The sequence below is a fragment of the Vibrio sp. 1580 genome (genome assembly GCF_033340055.1).
This window is the reverse complement of the sequence record NZ_JAWOVT010000274.1, coordinates 1-712: the sequence shown is the minus strand read 5'-3', so window position 1 is coordinate 712 and position 712 is coordinate 1. Positions and strand designations below refer to the sequence as shown.

Below are 712 nucleotides of genomic sequence, written 5' to 3'. Positions count from 1 at the left end.
CCGTCGCTAAGATTAATGGTGTTTGTGAAAATGTCAGCTCGTACTAGTTCGTTGAGTGCATAGGAGCATACATTCACCGTTTACATGTCATGCATTTTGTTTTTTGAGAGGGGAGAGTGCGTACCACCCATAGGTAGAAAACAATAGGTATAAAAAGCCCCGCATTGAGCGAGGCTTGTATTTTATGAGAGGTTTAGCTAGTGAGCAGTCTTTGCAATTTATCGCGCTGTGCTTCGATGTAAGCACGTTCAGGGCTCTGTTCTTTACAGTGTTCAAGAATAAACTCAATCGAACTCAGAACCGTTCTCCAGCGCGGTGTTTTAGGCAGAGTTTCGATACGCATGTATTTATCGAGCGTGCGGGTTTGCAGTGTGCTTCGGTCGAGGTAGACGCGCCACAGTCCACTTTGTTCGGCAAACGCAAATTTACTTTCACCCGTAACAGACTCCCAATAGTCCAATGCATGCGTCATGGCATCGACCAACACTTCACGCATCAAATCTTGCTTATCTTTTTTGTTGCCTAAAGCCTTATCAGCCAAACGAGTAAACTCTCCGCCAAGCTCTTTGAGTTTCTGCAACTGGTCTCTATCACCATCGAATGCATAACTTGAGAGTACTTCTACCGCAGTTTCTAGGTTATGAATACGCGCGGCGTTAGCTCCACCACCGACATTAAAGATGTACATCACATCTAAGCCGGAGCCTTCTGG

Annotated in this window: 1 pseudogene; it reads right to left on the bottom strand. The window is 45.6% G+C overall.

The window, feature by feature from the left end:
- Window positions 1-193: 193 nt before the first annotated feature.
- Window positions 194-712 (bottom strand): annotated as a pseudogene (locus R7093_RS25475) (hybrid sensor histidine kinase/response regulator); the annotation flags it as partial.